This window comes from Marinobacter sp. (genome assembly GCF_014859525.1).
In the GTDB taxonomy this organism is placed as follows: domain Bacteria; phylum Pseudomonadota; class Gammaproteobacteria; order Pseudomonadales; family Oleiphilaceae; genus Marinobacter.
In genome coordinates this window covers 42,702-60,707 of record NZ_JACUUB010000007.1, presented here as the reverse complement: position 1 = coordinate 60,707, position 18,006 = coordinate 42,702, and the positions used below count along the sequence as shown (strand labels likewise).

The following is an 18,006-nucleotide window of genomic DNA, read 5'->3' as shown; positions in this document are numbered from 1 at the left end:
CGGATGGATATTGATTTTCCGCTGGTACTGGTGGTTCTGACCTTCGCGACCGGAGTAATCTGGCTGGCGGACAAATTCTTTCTCAGAAAAAAACGAGCGTTGGAGGCTGGCCCAGAGCAAACGGCAACAGCCGATGAGGACGCTGAAAGCCAAGAACCCTGGCTCGTCGATTTGAGCCGGTCGTTCTTTCCGGTGTTGGCGATTGTGTTGGTACTGCGCTCATTTCTGGTTGAGCCGTTTCAGATCCCCTCTGGCTCCATGTTGCCCACCCTGGAGGTGGGTGACTTTATCCTGGTAAATAAGTATGCCTACGGGCTCCGACTGCCCGTTGCAGGTACTAAAATTTTCGAGGTGGGCGATCCAGAACGTGGGGACGTTATGGTGTTTCGTTACCCGGAAGACGGTAAGACCAACTACATCAAGCGAGTGATTGGCTTGCCGGGTGACCGGGTTCGCTACCGCAACAAGCAATTGTTTATCAATGATGAGCCAGTGGCGCGTGAGTTTGTTGCGCGTTTGCCGCCAATGGAACGCTGGCGTGAGGATGTGGGCGGCGTTGAGCACGACGTCTACCTGACGCTGGGGCGTGTTGCCGGGCCTGGCGAGGGCGAGTGGGTCGTGCCAGAGGGGCATTATTTTACAATGGGCGATAATCGTGACAACAGTAACGACAGTCGTTTCTGGGGCACGGTGTCTGATGATCTGGTGGTCGGGAAGGCTTTCGCCATCTGGATGCACTGGCAATCGCTGACAAGTCTGCCATCTTTTGATCGAGTGGGCAGTATTGATTAATCCTGCCGTGCCGGAGTAAATACATGATGAAAATAAAACATCCTGTCGGTTTGAAGCAGCAGAATGGCAGTGCGCTGACCATGTTGATCGTGGCTCTGTTTTTCGGCAGCCTGCTGGCCCTGGGTCTCAAGCTTGGCCCGGCATATCTGGACGACTACACCATCCGCGAGGCCCTCGAAGGCCTGGAAGGTACCGAAGGTTTGTCTCGGATGGGGCCGGCTGAAGTGCGTAACCTGATCAACCGGCGGTTGAGCGTGAATAACATCAGTGGGTTTGACGCCAAGCAGATCAGTGTCGATAAAAACGGCGAATTTGTGGTCATCAAGGTGGACTACGAAGTTCGTAACAATCTATTTGGTAATGTGGACACCATCGTCCACTTCCAGCACGAGTATGAGTTAAAGGGAAAGTGAGTTCACAACCAGATCTGGATCAACTTCAACGCCGTATCGGCTACACATTCAAAGAGCCGGAGCGTTTGTTGCTGGCGCTTACCCACAGAAGTTACGGCAACCAGAATAATGAACGCCTGGAATTTCTTGGCGATTCGATTGTCAACATGGTGATTGCGGAACACCTGTTCCTGCACTTCGAGAAAGCTCGGGAAGGTCAATTGAGCCGGCTCAGGGCTCGTATGGTTAAAGGCGTCACCCTGGCTGAGATCGGCCGGGAGTTCGAGCTCGGGCAATACTTGCGGCTGGGTTCTGGTGAGCTCAAAAGCGGTGGCTTTCGTCGGGAATCGATACTGGCGGATGGGATCGAGTCGATTATTGGTGCCATCTACCTCGACAGCGACTTCCATACCTGCCGCGCCCAGGTGCTCCGCTGGTTTGAACACCGATTGGCCAGCCTGGACCTCCAGGACACCCAAAAAGACCCGAAAACCCGATTGCAGGAGTATCTGCAGTCGCGGCAGTTTCCGCTGCCGCTTTATGAAGTCATATCGGTGGACGGTGAAGCTCACAATCAGACATTTCATGTGTCTTGCGCATTGCCATCGCTGGACCGAAAGACGAATGGTACAGGCAGCAGCCGCCGCATTGCTGAGCAGCAGGCTGCCCGCAGTGCTCTTAAAAAATTGGGCGTGGAGAACGACTGATGAATGATATTACCCGCCCTGAAAATCCAGACAGTCGTTGCGGTTTTGTGGCGATTGTAGGCCGGCCGAACGTGGGTAAATCCACGTTGCTCAATCATATTCTCGGCCAAAAGCTGAGCATAACCTCTCGTAAGCCGCAGACTACCCGGCACCAGGTGCTGGGCATCAAGACAGAGGGCCCGGTTCAGGCGGTTTATGTGGACACTCCGGGGATGCACGAAGATGAGCCCCGCGCACTGAATCGCTACATGAACAAAGCGGCCTCATCGGCGCTGATCGGTGTGGATGTGGTGGTGTTTGTGGTTGACCAGCTGGCATGGACCACCGCCGATGAAATGGTGCTCGAGAAGTTGAAGTATCTGGAGTGCCCGGTCATTCTGGCGATCAACAAAGTGGACAAGATTGAGAATCGCGACAGGCTCTTGCCGCACCTTGAGGTTCTGGCAAAGAAGCGTGACTTTGCCGAAATCATTCCACTGTCGGCGCTGAAAGAGACCAACCTGATACCTCTGCAAGAGGCGGTTGGCCGCTACCTGCCTGAGAGTATCCATTTCTATCCGGACGATCAGATTACCAATCGCAGTGAGCGGTTCATGGCGTCTGAAATGGTGCGCGAGAAAATTACCCGCCAGCTTGGCGAAGAACTGCCTTACTCCGTGGCCGTTGAGATTGAGGAGTTTAAAGCTCAGGGTCGCACTTTGCACATTTCCGCTCTGATTCTGGTCGAGCGTGAGGGGCAGAAGAAGATCATCATTGGCGACAAGGGTGAGCGCCTGCGCCGGATAGGTCAGGAAGCCAGAATGGACATGGAACGCATGTTCGATACTAAGGTGATGCTGCGGTTGTGGGTAAAGGTCAAGCGTGGCTGGGCTGACAGCGACCGGGCACTGAAAAGCCTGGGTATGGGCGATTTCTGAGGCGGCTATGAAAGGCGCGGTGCAGCAGGAGCCCGCTTATGTGATCCACCGTCGCCCGTGGCGCGAAACCGCTCTGCTGGTGGATCTGTTCACCCTCAATCATGGCCGCATGAGCCTGGTTGCCCGGGGAGCGAACAGTGCCAAAAGCCCGCTCAAGGCTCAGTTGCAACCGTTCCAGCCGCTGCTGGTGGATTGGACTGGCAAGAGTGACCTGAAAACCCTGGTCCAGTTAGAAGTGCGCGCTGCGCCCATGCTGTCCAAGACCCGAGCTCTATACAGTGGTCTTTACCTCAACGAATTACTGCAGCGGGTTCTGCCCGTGGCGGACCCCCACCAAAGCCTGTTTGCCGGTTACATTGAAAGTCTTCAGGCGCTCACCGCGCTGTCGTCAGATGCCGACGTCGAACCCGTGCTTCGGCGTTTTGAAATCGGTTTTGCGGCGGCCATGGGTTACGACTTTGCCTGGGACGAGGCGACTGATACCGGTATGCCGGTAGAGGCAGGTCGCTGTTATGGTTATGATCCGCTACAGGGCATAGTGTCTGCGTTGGCACCGGGTATCCGGGTCAGTCAACTGCAGGGGGATGCTTTGCTGGCGTTGGCGGCGGGAGATCTCGGCAGTGATGAGCCCCGCAGGACCGCCAAGCGGGTTATGCGGGTTCTGGTGGACTTTCTACTTCAAGGTAAACCGTTGCACAGTCGCAGTTTATTCAGTCATTCTGTTTCATCATCAGGGAGAAATCCATGAACTCCAGAGTGTTGCTTGGTGTGAATATTGACCACGTTGCCACCTTGCGTCAGGCCCGCGGTACCCGCTACCCGGATCCGGTACAGGCAGCGCTGGTGGCTGAGGATGCCGGAGCGGACGGCATCACCATCCATCCCAGAGAGGATCGTCGGCACATTCAGGATCGTGATGTTCTGCTTCTTAAAGAGGTGTTGCAGACCAAGATGAACCTGGAGATGGCGGTAACCGATGCCATGCTGGCGTTCGCTGAGCAAGTTCGTCCTGAGTGTGTGTGCCTGGTTCCGGAAAAACGCGAAGAGCTGACGACCGAAGGTGGCCTTGATGTGGATGGCCAGGAAGAGCGCGTGGCGAAGGCTTGCGAGCGCTTGGCGAAGATTAACGCCGAAGTGTCGTTGTTCATTGATCCTGACCCGGTCCAGATTGATGCCGCGGTGCGCTGCGGTGCTCCTGTGATTGAACTGCACACGGGCGAGTACGCTGAAGCCCGCGACCCGGAGACCGTAGAAGCGTCCTTCAGGATTCTGGCAGACGCAGTAGCCTATGCTCGCAAAAAAGGTCTGATTGTTAATGCGGGGCACGGTTTGCACTACCACAACACCGAGCGGGTGGCCGCCATTCCCGGCATCAACGAACTGAACATCGGGCACGCGATTATTGCCCGGGCGGTGTTCAGTGGCCTTAAAGAGGCTGTCCTTGATATGCGCGCCATCCTTGATCGCGCCAGGGTCTGATCGGTTCTCAGGTGGTTTCCGGTTGGCGCTGCTGTCCTCTGAACAGCGGTTGCCAGTCGGTTTGCTCGCTCCATACCTGGAGCCGATCGATGGCCGCCAGTAACTGATCCTTCTGAAGTTCCATGTCATGAGCCTGGCATTTTAGTGCGGTTTCAAGCCGGTTGGCGGCTGTGCGCAATTCTGGCACACCGCAGTAGCGGGTGGCTCCATGCAGCTTGTGGACGCATTCCAGCAGAGTGGCTGCTTCCCCGTTATCCCAGAGCGACCTGATCCGTTCAGAATCCGCAGGCAGCTGCTCCAGTAACATGCTGAACAACTCCTCCGCCAGGTCGGCTTTGCCAGCCGCCAGCTGAATGCTTTCTTCTATGCTGACGCAATCTTGTTGCATGCGACGGTTTGAGGGGCGCAGGGTTCGACGGGTGTCCCTGACCTCCGATACCTTGAAGCTGTCTTTGGTGCTTCGACAGTTATAACCTGTGTATTCCTGGATCAGCTCGATCAGCTGGATGCTGCTGATCGGTTTGGCCATATAACCATCAAAACCCTGCTGGGCAAGGCGTTCCTGCTCGTCCGCCAGCGCATGGGCGGTCAGTGCAATGATCGGGGTGTGGTGAGATCCGGAATCCAGTGCGCGTATTCGTGCGGTGGTTTCTACGCCATCCATGCCCGGCATCTGCAGGTCCATAAACACCAGATCAAAGGGTTTCTGGCGTACCTTGGTCAAGGCTTCAAAACCACTGGAAGCTCCCTCCGCTTCCAGCCGGAAGTCCTGCAACAAAGTCAGGACCAGCTTCAGGTTGGCGTCATTGTCGTCTACGGCCAGGATTCTGGGTACGTTGACCGGTTTGCCGTTGCGCAGCGGTGCTGCCGTTTCCTGAATGCCTCCGAAACCAGAATGAATACCGTGGATCAGTAACAGCAACTCGTCATACAGGGCTTCCCGGCAAACCGGCTTGGTCAGGTGCCCACTGGGCAGGCCGGATAAAGGGGTATCCTGGGTTTCGAGGGTCGGCGTTAGCAGCAGCGTCCGGCAATCCCGCTCTATTTCGAGTGAGCGCACCATATTACAATACTGGCTGGAGTTGAGCAGATGCCGGGTAATGCCGATGAGCGCTGTTGCATAACCTTCTTGTTTTCGCTGCGCTTCTTCGACTTGCTCCATAAGGGCAGCGGGTGAGGTGACTCGCTCCACGATCATGCCCCAGTCACGTAACAGGTGTTCTACCGCCAATCCAGTTGTTTTCTGCTGTTCCAGGTAGATGACGCGTTCACCATGAAGGGCGTCTTTCTGAGCCATGCTGTCGGCGCCGCCTGAGAGTTCGGGGGTCAGGGTAAACCAGAAAGTGGAGCCTTTGCCCAGCTCGCTCTCCAGCCCGATTTTGCCGCCCATTTCTTCAACCAGCCGTTTTGAAATGGCTAGCCCTAATCCGGTGCCGCCATATTGCCGGGCGGTAGAGGCATCAGCCTGGCTGAAAGCGTTGAACAGCGATTGCTGTTGGGCTCTGGACAAACCAACGCCAGAATCGGTGACGCTCAGGCGCAGAGTGACCCGGTTGGCTTCGGTGTCTTCGTCTTCAAGGCTGACCCTTAAAACAACCTCGCCCGTTTGGGTAAACTTGATTGCGTTGTTGACCAGGTTGGTGATTACCTGCTTGACTCGCAAGGGGTCGCCCATGATGTTGTCTGGTACGTCGTTGTAAACCAGTTGCACCAGGTCCAGGTTTTTACTGTGGGCCGCTGGTGCCAGCATCACCATCACTTCTTCGGTAATGTCCCGTAGCTGGAAGGGCACACGGTCCAGGATCAGTTTGCCGGCCTCGATCTTGGAAAAATCCAGAATGTCGTTAATGATGGTCAGCAGGATTTCGGACGACTTGCGGATAGTGTTCAGGTGGTCGCGCTGTTGGCGGGGCAGCGGACTTTTTAACAGCAGTTCAGTGAACCCGATAATGCCGTTCAGCGGCGTTCGGATTTCATGGGACATGTTGGCGAGAAATTCGGATTTTATCCGGCTGGCTTCCAATGCTTCTTTACGAGCGAAGTCGAGTTCGATGTTCTGGATTTCAATGGTTTCCAGAGTTTCCCGGAGATCTTCGGTCGCTTGATCAATGTTCTGCTGCATTTCTGCCTGGGCCTGACTAAGCTCCGAGGCCATATCGTTCAGGCCGGATTCCAGTTGCTCGAATTCGGGGCCAGCACGGGTGTAAACGCGAGTGTCGAGCTTACCCTCTTTAAGCTTTGCGACCGCCTCATTGAGCTGGAGCACCGGATTAGTAAAGGCACGACTAAGCCGAAGGGCAATGGCCATGCTCAGCAGCACGCCGCCAACCACCAACAGCAAAGAAATAAGCAGCGCTTTGTAGGTCTCTTTCTCGGTCCGTATGTGAGACATCTCTACTGCGACCCAACCCAGCGGTTCCTGTCGTCCGTTTGCTGATTGGCGAACATCCGGGTCGAGCATGGTTTCGATCATCAGATCTTGCAGGTGTACGGGGGTGACAAACCGAGTACTGCTACCGCGAGTGACGCGCACCGCCTGGTCGGCTCTCAGTGAGGTTGCGGCAACGGCATCAGCACCACCAGGCCCAGTGTGCAACAGTCGTCGACCATCTGGCGTGAAGAACGTAATGGAGCGGACGTCCTGCTCTTCCAGCAGGGCATTAGACAGGCTGCTGAGCAGGCTGCGATTGGCGGTAAACAGGCCGTATTCGGACCCCGCGGCAAGTTGGCGGGACAACGATTCGCCACGGTCTTCGAGCAGGTTCTCGATGTTTGTGACCCAGCTGTAAGTAAAGAACAGCCCAAGTAACAACGTGGTCACCAGGGTGGGAACCAGAGTTACCACCAAGACTTTTTTGCGAATGCCCCAGCGCCGCATAGTGAATTCCTGTCAATCGATCGAGCCTGGCGCGAAGGCGTGTTGCCGAGGCCAGAGACTTCCTTGTGAGCATAGTTGATCCGGAATCCAATAATCGTAGTAAAGGTTCCGGAAACCGTGGGTTATAGCCGCAGGTCATGGATATAGCGACAAGCTGTATTGGGACAAAGCGGCCATAACGCGTATGATTCCAAGCCGAAAGTGTATCACAGGGTTTCGCTATGACTTTCCCCACAATTGAAGATTATGTAGGGCATACCCCTCTGGTTCGTTTGCAGCGGCTGCCGGGGCAAACCTCTAATGTCATTCTGGCTAAACTGGAAGGGAATAATCCGGCCGGATCGGTCAAGGACCGACCTGCTGTCAGTATGATTCAAGAGGCGGAACGCCGGGGTGACATCAAGCCGGGCGATACGTTGATCGAGGCAACTTCCGGTAATACCGGTATTGCTCTGGCCATGGCTGCCGCGATCAAAGGCTACCGCATGGTGCTGATTATGCCCGCGCATATGAGTGAAGAGCGCCGGGCATCGATGCGCGCCTATGGTGCCGAGATTATCACCGTCAGCAAAGAAGACGGCATGGAAGGTGCGCGCGACCTGGCAACCCGAATGGAGGCCGAGGGCAAGGGCAAGGTGCTGGATCAGTTCAGTAATCCGGATAACCCGTTGGCCCACTACCGCACTACGGGCCCGGAAATCTGGGAGCAGACCGCGGGCAAAGTGACGCACTTTGTCAGCTCCATGGGCACCACTGGCACCATCATGGGCGTTTCCCGATATCTGAAAGAACGTAATCCGGATATTCAGATTATCGGTCTGCAACCGGCGAATGGCGCGTCGATTCCCGGTATCCGGCGTTGGCCGGAGGCCTATCTGCCCAAAATCTTTGATGCTGCCCGGGTGGACCAGGTTTTGGACATCGGCCAGGAAGAGGCTGAGAACACCATGCGGGCTCTGGCTTCAGAAGAGGGTATTTTCTGTGGTGTCTCCTCGGGCGGATCCATCGCTGCGGCCCTTAAATTGTCCCGAAACGTTGAAAATGCGGTTATCGTGGCCATTATCTGTGACCGCGGAGATCGATACTTGTCTACCGGTGTTTTCCCCGGCGCCTGAGCGGTCAGTCCACTCCGGCAATCTAAAAGAGAGTAAAGCCTATATGAGTAAGCGTCGTCGCAAGGTTCTGCCCAAGGAGCCCGTGCGCTGTGAAGTTGAGAGCCTGGGTCACGATGGCCGGGGTATTGCTCGTGCCGATGGCAAAATCCAGTTTGTTGATGGCGCATTGCCCGGTGAAACCGTGATGGCCAAAATGGTCGGCACCCGCAGCAAGTTTGATGAACTCCGCACCACCGAGGTGCTCTCGGCCGCGCAGGAACGCCAGCAGCCACCTTGTGAGTTTGCCGATTTGTGCGGTGGTTGCAGCTTGCAACACATGGCCGCCGATGCCCAGATCCGGTTCAAAGAGAATACTCTGAGGGAGAATTTTGCCCATTTCGGGGGCATCGAGCCGGAGCGATGGATTGAGCCCATGCGATCGCCAGATACTCTGGGCTATCGCCGAAAGGCGCGCCTGGGTGTGCGCTTTGTCAAAGCGCGGGAGTCGGTGTTGGTGGGTTTCCGCGAAAAGCGCAACAGCTTTCTGACCGATATTGATCGCTGCGTTGTGCTGGATCCGCGCATTGGTGAGCGCATACAGCCGTTGCGCGAACTGCTGCACAGTATGGCCGCTTATGATCGTATCGCGCAGGTGGAAGTGGCCTGCGGTGATGACACCGCCGCCATGGTGTTTCGCAATATGGACGATCTGGTGCCCGAGGATCGGGAAAAGCTGATTCAGTTCGGCCAGGCCCATGACTTGCATATCTATCTTCAGCCGAAAGGTCCGGACACGGTTCACAGGATCTGGCCGGCGGCCGCCAGTCGCGACGACGAGCGATTGAGTTACCGGATGGACGAATTCGATCTGACCATGAAGTTTCACCCCATGGACTTCACCCAGGTCAATGCAGGCATCAACCGCGACATGGTACACCGTGCTGTGGAGTGGCTGGATATTCAGCCCGGGGAACGAGTGCTGGATCTGTTTTGTGGGTTGGGTAATTTTACGTTGCCAATGGCGCGTCAAGGCGGTCAAGTGGTGGGCGTGGAAGGCGACGATGCCATGGTCGTTCGGGGGCAGGAGAACGCCCGCTTGAATGGTCTCGATAACGTTGAGTTCCACGGAGCGGACTTGCACGGTGATTTTACCGGGCAGAGCTGGGCTAAAGAGGGCTTCGACAAGATCCTGATTGATCCGCCTCGGTCCGGTGCTGAAGAAATTTGCAAATATCTGACGGCGTTTGGTGCCAACCGGATCGTTTATGTGTCTTGTAATCCGGCAACCCTGGCGAGGGATGCCGGGGTCATGGTCCGGAATGGCTATCGCCTGGTGCAGGCGGGTGTTATGGATATGTTTCCGCACACCACCCATGTTGAGTCTATTGCACTGTTTGAGCGCGATAAGCACTGACTGAGCGGCGGCCAGTCAGCCCCGGAGCGACCAGGATGGCCGCTCGGATAACCGGAAAATCAGCGGGTACAAGTCTGCTATGGTAAAAGTTCGGGAAGATTATTCCGTCACCGGCGATGGTGAAGTGGATATCGAGCGTTGTGTACGTCACATCGCGGAACAGACTCGCCTGGATAATCCGGATCAGCTCCGGAAGGCTTGTGATAAAGCCTCGCACATCGCACAACAGGCGTTTCGTGAAGACCGTCTGTGGACCCCGGGTTCGAGCAGCTTTCTCACCGGCCTTGAGATGGCTCAGGTGCTGGCCGAGTTGCATCTGGATCAGGCTAGCCTGGTAGCAGCCGTGTTGTATCGAGCAGTGCGCGAAGAGCGTGTGTCGTTGGAGGAAATTCGAAAAGAGTTTGGGGATGAAGTTGCCGGGCTGATCAATGGTGTGCAGCAAATGGCGGCGATTTCATCGGTCCATCACCCGCTCAAGGGCAACGTGCTGGGTCAGAGTGAAGGCCAGCTCGACAATGTTCGCAAGATGCTGGTGACGATGATTGATGACGTTCGGGTCGCGCTGATCAAACTGGCCGAGCGGACCTGTGCCATCCGGGCGGTTAAAGACGCCCCGGAAGCCAAGCGAATGCGGGTGGCCCGAGAAGTCTTCGACATCTATGCGCCTTTGGCCCACAGGCTGGGCATTGGTCATATCAAGTGGGAGCTGGAGGATCTGTCCTTCCGTTATTTGCACAGTACGGCCTACAAAAAGATTGCCAAGCTGCTGGATGAAAAACGGATGGACCGGGAGATCTACATCCGGCGGGTTATCGAGACACTGGAAACCGAACTTCAGGCCTCGGGCATCAAGCCTGACCTCAGTGGCCGGGTAAAACACATCTACAGTATCTGGCGCAAAATGCGCCGCAAAGGCATCGACTTTTCGCAGGTCTACGACGTGCGGGCGGTTCGAATCCTGGTGCCGGAAGTCCGTGATTGTTACGCCGCTCTGGGCATTGTGCATGCCCTCTGGCGCCATATCCCCAACGAATTTGACGATTACATTGCCAACCCTAAAGAAAATGGCTACCAGTCACTGCATACGGCGGTCATCGGCCCCGATGGCAAGGTTATGGAAGTTCAGATTCGCACCCACGCCATGCATGAAGAAGCCGAGCTGGGGGTTTGTGCGCACTGGCTCTATAAAGGTACAGACAAAAACAACAAGTCCACCGGCTATGACGCCAAGATCAACTGGCTGCGCCAGGTACTTGAATGGCAGGAGGAGCTGGGTGATCTGTCTGGGCTGGCCGACCATCTGAAATCCGACGTGGCCTCGGATCGGGTTTACGTGTTCACGCCAGAAGGTCATGTGGTTGATTTGCCCCAGGGCGCCACGCCGGTTGATTTTGCCTACCGGGTGCACACCGAAATTGGCCACGCCTGCCGTGGGGCCAAGGTGAACAGTCGCATCGTGCCGCTGACCTACCCCCTGAAAACCGGTGATCAGGTTTTTGTACTGACCTCCAATAATCCGGCACCTAGCCGGGATTGGTTGAACCCCAGTCTGGGCTACATCCAGACCTCCCGGTCGAGGGCAAAGGTCACTCACTGGTTTAAGCAACAGGACCGGGATCGCAACATCGCTGACGGCCAGGCCATTCTTGAAGACGACTTCCGCCGGCTGTCACTGTTTGAAGTGGACCTGACGGATCTCGCCAAAAAGGTGAACTACCACTCGCCTGATGACATGTTCGCGGCCATCGGTGCCGGAGACTTGAGGCCGACGCACGTTGCTCACGTTGCCCAGCAGATGCTGGAGCCGAAATCGGAACAGCTCGACCTCAAGTTGACGAGCGCGCGGAAAAAAGAATACGACACGGAATCTGATATCCAGATTCAGGGGGTTGGTAAACTCAAAACCCAGGTAGCCAAGTGCTGCAAACCATTACCTGGTGATGCTATCGGCGGGTACATCACCGTGGGGCGGGGCGTGACAGTGCATCGTCAGGACTGTTTGACGTTCCTCAGCCTTCAGGAGTTTGAGCCTAACCGGATTATTGAGGTTAACTGGGGCGGTCAGCCGGCGTCGGTGTATCCGGTGGATATCGAGATTGAAGCCTACGACCGGTCTGGTCTTTTACGAGACATTACCCAGGTATTGTCGTCGTCCCGCAGTGACGTGCTGTCGCTCAACACCCTGAGCAACAAAGATGAGAATACGGCGACCATGCGGGTAACGGTCGAGATTTCCAGCTTGGAACAGTTGGCCCGGCTACTGGCGCAGATTCGAAATCTTCCGAATATCATTGATGTGAGGCGCAAGCGCGGATGAGCTACACCATCGACGACCTGAAAACCCTGATGGCCCGTCTCAGGGAGCCGGAAACCGGTTGCCCCTGGGACACTAAACAGACGTTCAGCAGCATCGTGCCCCACACCATTGAGGAAGCCTACGAAGTGGCGGATGCCATTGAGCAGGCAGACTACCCGCACCTGAAAGATGAGTTGGGTGATTTGCTGTTTCAGGTCATCTTCTACGCACAGATGGGGCAAGAGCAGGGCCATTTTGAATTTGATGGCATTGTCGACCATTTGGTCCGGAAACTGATTCGTCGTCACCCTCACGTATTCCCCGAGGGTACGCTGGAGAGCCGGATCGACCCGGATAACCGGCCAGACGAAGCCTGGATTAAGGAAAGCTGGGAACGGATAAAAGCTGAAGAACGAGCGCAAAGGCCGGTTGAAGATGTGCCGGTGAGCCGCCTGGACGGGATCGCTCGCACCTTGCCAGCGATGGCTCGGGCCGAAAAATTGCAGAAAAGAGCCTCGCGACACGGTTTTGACTGGCCGGATATAGGCCCGGTGTTCGACAAACTGCACGAAGAAATCGATGAGCTCAAAGAAGCCTGGCAGGCTGCCGAAGCCGGCACCGGCGACCGGGACTGTGTTGAGGACGAGCTTGGTGATTTGATGTTTGTCTGCGTCAATCTGGCACGCTTTATGGCGGTAAATCCTGAGCAGGCCCTGAAGCGAACCAACCATAAATTTGAAGCGCGCTTTCGCGCGATTGAACGAGTTCTCGAATCTGAGGGGCGTAATATGGACGAGGAAACGCTTGAAGCGCTGGATGCCATCTGGCAATCGGTCAAAGGCGTTGAGAAAAAATAGCCGGTGCGAGCGCAACGTGGCGCCGATAAGTACAATCCGTAACCAATTCCTGGTCACGGAAGCGTCATTCTTCGTCTAAAATTGTGACTGTAGGTGCACTGATTCGGTGCGCTATGCTGTCAAATAAGATGCAGGGGTGAGGGCACCATGAAAATCAAAGATCTGGTCAAGCATTGGGACAAGCACGGGCGCGGTCGACTGACCCGCGACGCTGCCTACCTGTCGTTGTCTGACCAGCACCATGAGTTGCTGCAGAAAGTAGCCGCCATGTACCCGATGAAATCCAGCCAGGATCTGATTCGCGATCTGATTTCTGCGGCGCTGGATGAATTGGAAACCAGCTTTCCATACGTGCAGGGTGACAAAGTTGTAGCGTACGACGAGGATGGCTTTGAGGTGTTTGAAGACAATGGCCTGACGCCTCGTTTTGTCGAACTCAGCCAGAAGCACATTCAACGTATCAAGGCGCGTCAGCTCGAATCCGTGGCCTGAGCCCTCCGCAATAAACAAAAAGCCGACCGAAACTCTTCGGTCGGCTTTTTGTTTATTTGTTCTTGTCCGCCAGGCGATCTTTCAGCGGCCCTTTGCTGATCAGATCATCCAGGGCGGCGGCAACCATATCATTCAGAATGTCACTCTCGCTGCGGTCAGGATAGAGCTCGGCCAGGGCCGCTATGCGCGCTGCGTCTTCCAGGGGGAGGCGCAGATTGTATTCTTGCGTCCGCTCCATGGCTTTTTTCTCTTCTTCCCAGTGTTGGGGCAAATCGGTCACTTTCATGGTGGCTCCTTGGGGCGCAGGTTATCAATCGCCAATAGACTTTCTGAACAGTTCCTTAGTATCGTAAGTTTACTTCATGTCCGTCAATTCAGAAGGAACTCAATGTGACTGAACTGCATCCTGACCTCCGAGAAAACGTGCGTTTACTCGGAGAGCTTTTAGGCCAGAGTATCCAGCGTTTTCCCGGCCAGGACTGTTACGAGCGTATTGAAGAGATCCGGGCGGCCGCCAAAGCCGATCGTAGGCAGGAAAGCGGCTCAGGGCAGCGTTTGGTGACCTTGCTTGGCCAACTCAGTGATACTGAACTACTGCCAGTCACGCGGGCATTTAATCAGTTTTTGAATCTGGCCAATCTGGCCGAGCAGTATCACGGTATTCGACGCAAGCAGGGGCACCCGTCGGATTTGATGGTGGAATCCTTCGCAGAAGTGTTTGATCGCCTTAAGTCTGGCGGCGTCAGTGCTGATGATTTGCACCGCAAGGTGGCCGACCTGCGGATTGAGTTTGTACTGACCGCGCATCCGACCGAAGTGGCCCGCCGTACCCTGATCTTGAAATACGATGAGATGTCTGACTGCCTGGCGCAGCTGGATCACGATGACCTGATGCCGGCCGAGCGTGATGAGATGATTGGTCGCCTGTCTCAATTGATCACCGAGGCCTGGCACACAGACGAAATTCGCCACGAACGCCCAACCGCCGTGGATGAGGCCAAGTGGGGCTTTGCGGTTATCGAAAACAGTTTGTGGCAGGCGCTACCCAAGTTTTTGCGCAGCCTTGACACATCGCTTTCTGACGCGACTGGCAAAGGGTTGCCTTTGCAGGCTGCGCCGGTTCGCATTGCGTCCTGGATGGGCGGTGACCGCGATGGCAACCCCAATGTGACCCATGATGTGACTCGGCAGGTGTTCTTGCTGGGCCGGTGGATGGCAGCCGATCTCTATCTGCGCGACATTCAGTCGCTGCGAGCCGAGTTGTCCATGTGGCAGGCCAGCGATGAGCTGAAAGCTCAAACCGGAGATTCCCGGGAACCCTATCGGCAAGTGCTCGCCTCCCTCAGGGACCGATTGCTGCGGACTCGTGACTGGGCCGAGGCTGGGGTAAAGGGTGAGTCGGCGCCTGACAACGACATTCTGTTTGAAAACGAAGATCTGACCGGGCCGCTGGAGTTGTGTTACCGCTCGTTGGTTGATTGCGGTCTTGGGCACATTGCCAATGGCCCGCTACTCGATACCATTCGCAGGGCTCACACTTTTGGCCTGCCGCTGATCCGGCTGGATATTCGGCAAGAGGCCTCCCGCCACGCCGAAGCCGTTGCCGAGATGGTGGACTACCTGGGGCTGGGGGATTACCTGTCGTGGTCCGAGCAGGAGCGTCAGAATTTTTTGTTAACAGAGCTCAGCGGTCGCCGGCCCTTAGTGCCGCGTAACTGGGTGCCGTCAGCATTGGTCCGGGAGGTGCTCGCCACTTGTGAAGTGGTCGCCGAACAAACCCCGGAGGCACTGGGCTCTTACGTTATTTCGATGGCCAGCAAGCCCTCTGATGTGCTCAGTGTGATCCTGCTGCTGCGAGAAGCCGGTATGCAGTTCCCGATGCGAGTAGTGCCCCTGTTTGAAACTCTGAGTGACCTGCAGGGGGCGCCGGCCAGCATGGCGGCTCTTTATGAGCTCGACTGGTATCAGGACTACTGTCAGGGCCGGCAGGAGGTGATGATTGGCTACTCCGATTCATCCAAGGATGCCGGCCAGCTGATGGCGGCCTGGGCTCAATACCAGGCTCAGGAAAAACTGACTCAGGTTGCCAGTCAGTACGGCGTTCATCTGACTTTGTTCCATGGCCGCGGTGGTACGGTTGGCCGTGGCGGCGGCCCCGCCAACCGGGCAATCCTGTCGCAGCCGCCAGGTTCGGTCAACGGCAGCTTCAGGATTACCGAGCAGGGTGAAATGATCCGTTTTAAGTTCGGCTTGCCCAGACTGGCCGTGCAAAGCCTGACGCTTTACACCACCGCAGTTATTGAAGCGACGTTGGCACCGCCACCAGAGCCCGAAGACAGCTGGCGCGAGGTTATGGACTGGCTTACTGAGCGGTCGCTCAAATCCTATCGAGAGGTGGTTCGCGAGAACCCGGATTTTGTGCCGTACTTTCGTCAGGTCACGCCGGAAACCGCTTTGGGTAAGCTCGCACTGGGTAGCCGACCGGCCAGGCGCAAAGCAACGGGGGGCGTTGAAAGCTTGAGGGCGATTCCCTGGATCTTTGCCTGGACCCAGATGCGCCTGATGCTGCCGAGTTGGCTGGGCAGCGATGTCGCCCTGGAAGAGGCCGCCCGTCATGATCGGTTACCGGAGCTGCGGGAGATGATGCGGGGATGGCCATTTTTCCGCACCTATATCGATATGCTGGAAATGGTGCTGGCGAAAGCCGATCTCCGTATCGCCAGTTATTATGAGCAAACCCTGGTGGATGATGTTGCCCTCAAAGCGTTGGGCGCTGACCTTCGGGAGCGCTTGAGAGGGTGTATCCATCGATTACTGGAGCTGAAAGGTCAGCAGGCGTTACTTGAAGATGAACCGGTCTTTGCACACTCCATGAGAGTCCGGAACCCGTACACGGACCCGCTGCATTATCTGCAGGCAGAATTGCTCAAGCGTGATCGCGAAAGCGAGGGCAAAGGCGAAGTGCCAGAGATGGTAGAACGGGCTCTGAAAGTGACCATGGCGGGTATCTCTGCCGGTATGCGTAACACGGGCTAACGTGCATAATAGCGCCGGGGGTCGGAATGCCCCGGAACTGAATTAAGGAGTTTTCCCCTTTGGCACTGTCAGAAAAACTGGCGAGTTTTCTTAACCGCAAGGGCATCCGTTATCAAAGCATCGAGATTGATCCTGCGGCCAATCTTGATGCGGCGGTGATTGCCTCCGGTGAGGCCCGGCGTAATTTTATCCAGCCGACGCTGTTGATCGACATCAATGGTGTGGTTATGGCGGTGCACCGCTTCGACAGCACCCTGGATATGGACGCTGTGCATCAATTCACCGGTCGGCGCCTGCAGCCTTTGACCGCGCGCCAGACCAGCCGCTTGTTCGGCGACTGCGATCCGGGCTTTGTACCGCCTGTGGGGGGCGCCTGGGAATTGCCTGTGTTGGTGGATGAAGATGTGGCCAACGCAGAACAGGTGCTTTTTTCCGCCGGAACCAACCACAGTCTGATAGACATGGATGGCCGGTCGTTCCGGTTGGCTTTGGTTGGTGCCCGTGAGGGCCACTTGGTGATCCGGGGGCAGGGTAATGGTTCCCGCGGGGCCTTAACCCTGGACGAAGTGGCGGACAAACTGCAGAAGCTCTACCGGTTACCACCGATGCCGGCGCTGGCATTGCGGATTCTCAAGCTGACAGCTAACAGCGAAGCCACCGCAAGAGAACTTGCGGAGTTGATCGAGTTTGATCCGAGTATGACCGCGCAGATTATGCGGTACGCCCGCTCCGCCCTGTTCAATTATCCGGGACAGATTAACTCAGTGCAGGAGGCTGTCACTCGGGTGCTCGGGTTTGATCGGGTTGCTCATATCGCCATGGGGATTGCCTCGGTACGAGCCTTTGACGTGCCCAGGGGCGGGATGTTGGGGATGGATAACTTCTGGCGCCACTCCTTGTACTGCGCCTTCCTGTGCCAAAGCCTGGCAGCCCGCTCCGGGCGCGACAAAGGGCTGGCTTATCTGTGTGGGCTACTGCACAACTTTGGTCTGTTGTTGGTCGGGCATCTGTTCCCCTCGGAATTCCAGGAGCTGAACGCACTGCGGGAGATTAATTCAGAAGCAAGTATGCACTCGCTGGAGCAGGAAGTGTTTGGTCATGGCGACCGCCAGGATATTCTGGCCGTGGGGCACGGTGCCATCGGGGGAATTCTTCATCGCCTGTGGCAATTGCCGGAGCCGGTGATCAAGGCCGCAGGCATGCACCAAAGTCCTGGCTATCACGGCGAACATGCGGACTACGTTCTGATGGTCCAGTTAGCGAATGCTTTGCTGAAGGAGCAGGGTATTGGAGACGAGTTCAATCCGGATGATATTCCGGCACTGACGGAGGCCTTGGGCATGGAGCCGGCCACGCTGGAGCTGGTTCAGCAGGAGGTCCAGCAGGTTGCCTCTGATCTGGACGTGCTGGCGTCTTCTCTTGCGTCCTGAGCAAATCCACCTCAGGTTTCTTTCCTTTTGCCGGATAGTGCCTATATTCCAGTCAATCAGTCCATGATACGGAGGTCGACTTTCTCTGTCGGGGCTGACTTCGTATAATGTTGCCTCCTTTTTGGGCAGGCAGGCCCTCAGGCTGCCGAGAGGTTGTCGCAAAGGCAGGGGTTTTTGCCGCAACTTTTCAAATCATAATATAAGACAACGGGAGCACAACGT

At 56.2% G+C, this 18,006-nt stretch carries 15 protein-coding genes; 13 read left to right on the top strand and 2 right to left on the bottom strand.

Annotated elements, in window-relative coordinates; all coding sequences use genetic code 11:
- Positions 1 to 3 precede the first annotated feature (3 nt).
- The 6 genes from lepB to pdxJ are packed head-to-tail and all read left to right on the top strand — an operon-like array spanning position 4 to position 4,287.
- Complete coding sequence (lepB, locus tag IBX51_RS03605) at positions 4 to 792, top strand: signal peptidase I (RefSeq protein ID WP_291828776.1); 789 nt, start codon at positions 4 to 6, stop codon at positions 790 to 792.
- 26 nt (positions 793 to 818) lie between these two features.
- A complete protein-coding gene (locus IBX51_RS03600; RefSeq protein WP_291828800.1) occupies positions 819 to 1,205 on the top strand; it encodes a DUF4845 domain-containing protein in 387 nt (128 codons plus the stop codon).
- The gene (gene rnc, locus IBX51_RS03595; protein WP_291828775.1) at positions 1,202 to 1,891 is read left to right on the top strand and encodes a ribonuclease III; all 690 of its coding nucleotides are present in this window, start codon (positions 1,202 to 1,204) and stop codon (positions 1,889 to 1,891) included. The genes IBX51_RS03600 and rnc overlap by 4 nt, the downstream gene beginning before the upstream one ends.
- Complete coding sequence (gene era / locus IBX51_RS03590) at positions 1,891 to 2,808, top strand: GTPase Era (RefSeq protein ID WP_291828773.1); 918 nt, start codon at positions 1,891 to 1,893, stop codon at positions 2,806 to 2,808. The genes rnc and era overlap by 1 nt, the downstream gene beginning before the upstream one ends.
- Positions 2,809 to 2,815: 7 nt before the next feature.
- Complete coding sequence (recO, locus tag IBX51_RS03585) at positions 2,816 to 3,556, top strand: DNA repair protein RecO (RefSeq protein WP_291828772.1); 741 nt, start codon at positions 2,816 to 2,818, stop codon at positions 3,554 to 3,556.
- The gene (pdxJ, locus tag IBX51_RS03580; RefSeq protein WP_291828770.1) at positions 3,553 to 4,287 is read left to right on the top strand and encodes a pyridoxine 5'-phosphate synthase; all 735 of its coding nucleotides are present in this window, start codon (positions 3,553 to 3,555) and stop codon (positions 4,285 to 4,287) included. The genes recO and pdxJ overlap by 4 nt, the downstream gene beginning before the upstream one ends.
- 7 nt (positions 4,288 to 4,294) lie before the next feature.
- On the opposite strand, the gene IBX51_RS03575 is transcribed toward pdxJ, so the two are convergent.
- On the bottom strand, positions 4,295 to 7,165 hold the full coding sequence (locus tag IBX51_RS03575) for an ATP-binding protein (RefSeq protein ID WP_291828768.1): 2,871 nt from the start codon (positions 7,163 to 7,165) through the stop codon (positions 4,295 to 4,297).
- Positions 7,166 to 7,386: 221 nt separating this feature from the next.
- On the opposite strand from IBX51_RS03575, the gene cysM reads away from it, so the two are divergent.
- The 5 genes from cysM (at position 7,387) to IBX51_RS03550 (ending at position 13,318) form a co-directional block, all read left to right on the top strand.
- Positions 7,387 to 8,280 carry a cysteine synthase CysM gene (cysM, locus tag IBX51_RS03570; RefSeq protein ID WP_291828766.1) on the top strand — a complete coding sequence of 298 codons (894 nt, stop codon included), beginning with the start codon at positions 7,387 to 7,389 and terminating at the stop codon, positions 8,278 to 8,280.
- Between the two features lie 43 nt (positions 8,281 to 8,323).
- Positions 8,324 to 9,673: a 23S rRNA (uracil(1939)-C(5))-methyltransferase RlmD gene (gene rlmD, locus IBX51_RS03565; RefSeq protein WP_291828764.1), complete on the top strand. Its 1,350-nt coding sequence runs from the start codon at positions 8,324 to 8,326 to the stop codon at positions 9,671 to 9,673.
- Positions 9,674 to 9,752: 79 nt separating this feature from the next.
- Entirely contained in the window at positions 9,753 to 11,990 is a 2,238-nt protein-coding gene (relA, locus tag IBX51_RS03560) for a GTP diphosphokinase (RefSeq protein WP_291828762.1), read from the top strand.
- Entirely contained in the window at positions 11,987 to 12,826 is an 840-nt protein-coding gene (gene mazG / locus IBX51_RS03555) for a nucleoside triphosphate pyrophosphohydrolase (protein ID WP_291828760.1), read from the top strand. Before relA ends, mazG begins: the two co-directional genes overlap by 4 nt.
- A 147-nt stretch (positions 12,827 to 12,973) precedes the next feature.
- Positions 12,974 to 13,318, top strand: coding sequence for a pilin assembly protein (locus tag IBX51_RS03550; protein ID WP_291828758.1), 345 nt, complete (start codon positions 12,974 to 12,976; stop codon positions 13,316 to 13,318).
- 52 nt (positions 13,319 to 13,370) lie between these two features.
- On the opposite strand, the gene IBX51_RS03545 is transcribed toward IBX51_RS03550, so the two are convergent.
- Positions 13,371 to 13,604, bottom strand: coding sequence for a hypothetical protein (locus IBX51_RS03545; protein WP_291828755.1), 234 nt, complete (start codon positions 13,602 to 13,604; stop codon positions 13,371 to 13,373).
- Positions 13,605 to 13,708: 104 nt separating this feature from the next.
- On the opposite strand from IBX51_RS03545, the gene ppc reads away from it, so the two are divergent.
- Together ppc and IBX51_RS03535 are read left to right on the top strand one after the other, a co-directional pair.
- The gene (ppc, locus tag IBX51_RS03540; protein ID WP_291828753.1) at positions 13,709 to 16,354 is read left to right on the top strand and encodes a phosphoenolpyruvate carboxylase; all 2,646 of its coding nucleotides are present in this window, start codon (positions 13,709 to 13,711) and stop codon (positions 16,352 to 16,354) included.
- 59 nt (positions 16,355 to 16,413) lie between these two features.
- Complete coding sequence (locus tag IBX51_RS03535) at positions 16,414 to 17,784, top strand: HDOD domain-containing protein (RefSeq protein ID WP_291828752.1); 1,371 nt, start codon at positions 16,414 to 16,416, stop codon at positions 17,782 to 17,784.
- The last annotated feature ends 222 nt before the right edge of the window (positions 17,785 to 18,006 follow it).